2 protein-coding genes are annotated in these 3,732 nt (G+C 65.2%); one reads left to right on the top strand and one right to left on the bottom strand.

Annotation, left to right across the window (positions count from 1 at the left end):
* The first annotated feature begins 132 nt into the window (after positions 1-132).
* Complete coding sequence (locus tag BP858_RS12210) at positions 133-2,034, top strand: agmatine deiminase family protein (protein ID WP_286879584.1); 1,902 nt, start codon at positions 133-135, stop codon at positions 2,032-2,034.
* Positions 2,035-2,722: 688 nt separating this feature from the next.
* Here the strand turns inward: BP858_RS12210 and BP858_RS12205 are convergent.
* Positions 2,723-3,496 (bottom strand): SagB/ThcOx family dehydrogenase, encoded by a 774-nt coding sequence (locus BP858_RS12205; protein WP_214166025.1) that lies wholly within the window; start codon positions 3,494-3,496, stop codon positions 2,723-2,725.
* Positions 3,497-3,732: the final 236 nt, after the last annotated feature.

Below are 3,732 nucleotides of genomic sequence, written 5' to 3'. Positions count from 1 at the left end.
CCGACGGCGATGAGGAGGGTTGTCGCGAACTCCATCTCTCCTGTAGGTACAGGGCGCGATACCGGATAACGGTATGGCCGGCGGATGATATAAAGCGCTGAAGTGACCTACCGATACGGTGAGATGATAGAGATGAGCACACAGAAGATCGGCCTCATCCAGACGGCGGTTGGCGACGACCCTGACCGCAACCTGGCTCACACCCTTGATGCGGCGAGAGCGGCGATCCAGGAGGGTGCCCGGATCCTCTGCCTGCAGGAGCTCTACCGGACCCCCTACTTCCCGCAGTATGATGACCGGGACGCCTCCGCCTACGCCGAGACCATTCCGGGGGCCTCAACCCGCGCCTTCTCAGCGCTCGCCCGGGAGCACGGCGTGGTGGTCATTGTGCCGCTCTACGAGCGGACGGGAGACGGGGAGTACTACAACACTGCAGTGGTGATCGATGCTGACGGGCGGCTGCTCCCGGGCTACCGGAAGGTGCATATCCCCTACGACCCGCTCTTCTACGAGAAGACCTACTTCCGCCCCGGAGACTGCTACCGGGTCTACGATACCAGGTATGGCCGGATCGCCGTGCTCATCTGTTACGACCAGTGGTTCCCGGAAGCCGCGAGGGCGGTTGCGCTGCAGGGCGCAGAGATCATCTTCTACCCGACCGCCCTTGGCAAGATTGCAGGGGAGGAAGAGCCCCCCGAGGGCGACTGGCGTGAGGCATGGGAGACGGTGCAGCGGGGCCACGCTATAGCAAACAGCGTCCACGTCGCTGCCGTCAACCGGGTGGGCGACGAGGGCGATATCAGGTTCTTTGGGAGTTCGTTCGTCGCCGACGCCTTCGGCAACGTCCTTGCCCGGGCGGGGGAGACCGGCGAGGAGGTTCTCGTCGTGGAGGTCGACCTCTCGATGAACGAGGCCGTCCGGGAGGGCTGGGGTTTCTTCCGGAACCGAAGGCCCGAGACCTACGGGATGCTCACCCGGAGGCTCCCGCCGGGCCGGACCCCGAAGGCGCTCGGCTACCACATGCCGGCGGAGTGGGAGCCGCACGATGCCATCTGGCTCTCCTGGCCCCGCGACCGGGAGACGTTCCCCGACCTTGCCGCGGCGGAGGCGGCCTACGTCGAGATCATCGCGGCGCTCCGCGGGTCAGAGATCGTCAACCTGCTCGTCACGGGCGAGCGGATGCGCACCCGGGTCGAGGCGATGCTGGAGGAGGAGGGTGTCGATACGGGGGGCGTCTGTTTCCACGTCGCCGATTACGCCGACGTCTGGTTCCGCGACTACGGCCCGACGTTTGTGGTCAACCGCAAGACGGGAAGCCTCGCGATGGTGCACTGGACGTTCAACGCCTGGGGAGGGAAGTACCCGGAACTCATGGGAGATACCGGGATACCGCTCATCATGAATCGCGATATGGACCTCCCCGTCTTCACGCCCGGTATCATCATGGAGGGCGGTTCGATCGAGGTGAACGGGCGCGGCACGGTGATCACGACGGAGGCGTGCCTCTTAAACCCAAACCGCAACCCCGACCTCTCCCGGGAGGAGATCGAGGCGTACCTGGAGGCCTATCTCGGTGTCAGTCACGTCATCTGGTTAAAGCAGGGTATCGCCGGCGACGACACCGACGGTCATATCGACGATATCGCCCGGTTCGTGAACCCGACGACCGTCCTCTGCGCTCTCGAGGAGAACGAAGACGACGTAAACTACGCAGTCCTGAAGGAGAACTATGAGATCCTCCGGGCATCGACCGATCAGGACGGGAACCCCCTGACGGTCATACCGCTGCCTATGCCGGGAGCGGTCGGCGGCGAGGACCGGCTGCCGGCGAGTTACGCCAACTTCTACATAGGAAATACCGTCGTGCTGGTGCCGGTCTTCGGCCACCCGAACGACGAGGTCGCTCTCGCCCGGATACAGCAGGTCTTCCCTGATCGGGAGGTCGTCGGCATCGACTGCACGGCGATGGTCCCGGGCTTTGGCGCGATCCACTGCATCAGCCAGCAGCAACCGTCGGTGGAACGGAGGGAGTGAGGGGGACGGGCCCCCCGGTCCACCGTATGGGTTTTCATCACTTCGACTGTACTGTCGTTACTCGCACCTCTGGTACTCAGATACCTGCCCCAGGCACGGATTTCCACCCGCCTGCGCACCTTCAGTGATCGAGCTCCCGCCCTTCGGCCGGTCGCATATCCCCATGCACTGCCCCCGACCCTGCGAGGATCGGGGGAGGAGCGCGAAGCGCGGGTGGGAGGTTACGAGTATCGCTACCGGGTGAGACAGGGGAGGGAGGCAAGCCCCCCTCCCCGTCGGCCCCTCCCCCGGGGCGAAGAGCCACCACGGTCCACTGTACAGGGACAAACCCGGGGAAGGACCAGGTCCGGGATATCCCCGAACTCCCAACTGTTCTCTCCGGGAACACCTCTCCTGGATCACTCCCCGGAGCACGGCTTTCCACCGGATATCGCCACGCACTTCCCCCACCCCCCGGGGCGGGGGAGGAGGCCGGAGGCCGGGCGGGGTGGGGGGTTACAGCGAATCGACTCCCTCGGGGAAGAGGAGACCCCCCCCCGCGAGCCGCCACGGTCCCGAGGATGGGGATCGCAGCGCGGAAAGGCCATCTTTGTGCAACATGAGACTATGCCTCATCAGCGCTTTATCCTGGAAGACTTGCGTCCCCCCCTTACAGGCGGTTACCGGGCCAGGATGGTGTTGGGAGCGTTCATCCCCCGCCACCCACAGGAGTGCCCCCGTCTCCACCGCTCCCCGGAACCGGCCTCCCCACCGGCATGAGATAGAGCGGTGTTGTGTTCCCAGGGAGCCCGAGAACCTCCCGGACCTCACCATCGTCGAACGCCCCGATGGTGACGGTGCCGAGGTTGATCGCCTGTGCCTGGAGGTAGACGTTCTCTGCGGCATGCCCAGCCTCCATGGAGACGTAACGCATCCCCCGCTCGCCATACTTTGCGGTCGTCCGGTCTGGAACCGCGGCGATGACAATCGTCACCGGAGCATCGCCAACTGAAGTCTGGTTGACGGCCGCCGCCTGCAGGGCTGCCCGCTGGTCCCCGCTGGCGGTCTGGATGAGCAGGTGTTCACCGGGCCGGTAGTGGTAGATCCCGGGCTCAAGGCCCATGATGTTACCCGCGACAACGTAGACCTCCAGGGGGTAAAGGGCGCCGGCGGAGGGAGCGGTCCGGTACCCCCGATCGTTCGTGACACCCTGTGCCGCCCAGAGGACCTGTCCGAGATCGGAGAGCGTCAGCGGCACTTCAGCGTAAACCCTGACCGACCGCCGTTCCCGGAGCGCCTCCTCGACCGAGACATTGCCATTGAAGCTGGGCTCCGGGAGCCCAACAGCGCCCTCTGGCGTTCCCGAAGATGCAAGAGTGCTGTTTCCCCCCGGCAGTGGGTGGACGCCTGCGCACCCGGAGGCCAGCACCAACGCGAAGACTGCAGTGGCGATGAGACCTGGGTGGATATAGTTCCGGTCCATGATACCGGATAGGGGCTTATCCCTTCGGTATATGAGGGTATCGGAGCGCCACCCCACCACTACCGTTTCTTCTTCCGGCGCCCCCGGGTGGTCGAGAAGGGGAACTTCACCAGGTCCCGGAGGCCGCCGGCCGGGGAGAAGTTTCGCATGTCCCGCCGGACTCCGGCGATGAGCTCGTCGACGACCTCCTGCTCCTTCGCCTCCCCCTCCTCCTGCACCGCGCTCAGGCGGTGGAG

This window comes from Methanoculleus sp. UBA413, from assembly GCF_002502935.1.
Classification (GTDB): Archaea; Halobacteriota; Methanomicrobia; order Methanomicrobiales; family Methanoculleaceae; genus Methanoculleus; species Methanoculleus bourgensis.
The sequence above is the reverse complement of the archived record's forward strand: the minus strand, read 5'-3'. Positions and strand labels throughout refer to the sequence as shown.

Excerpts from the sequence above, each read along its gene's own strand:
- BP858_RS12205 (WP_214166025.1), bottom strand. The coding sequence starts at position 3,496 with ATGGACCGGAACTATATCCACCCAGGTCTCATCGCCACTGCAGTCTTC.
- BP858_RS12210 (WP_286879584.1), top strand. The coding sequence starts at position 133 with ATGAGCACACAGAAGATCGGCCTCATCCAGACGGCGGTTGGCGACGAC.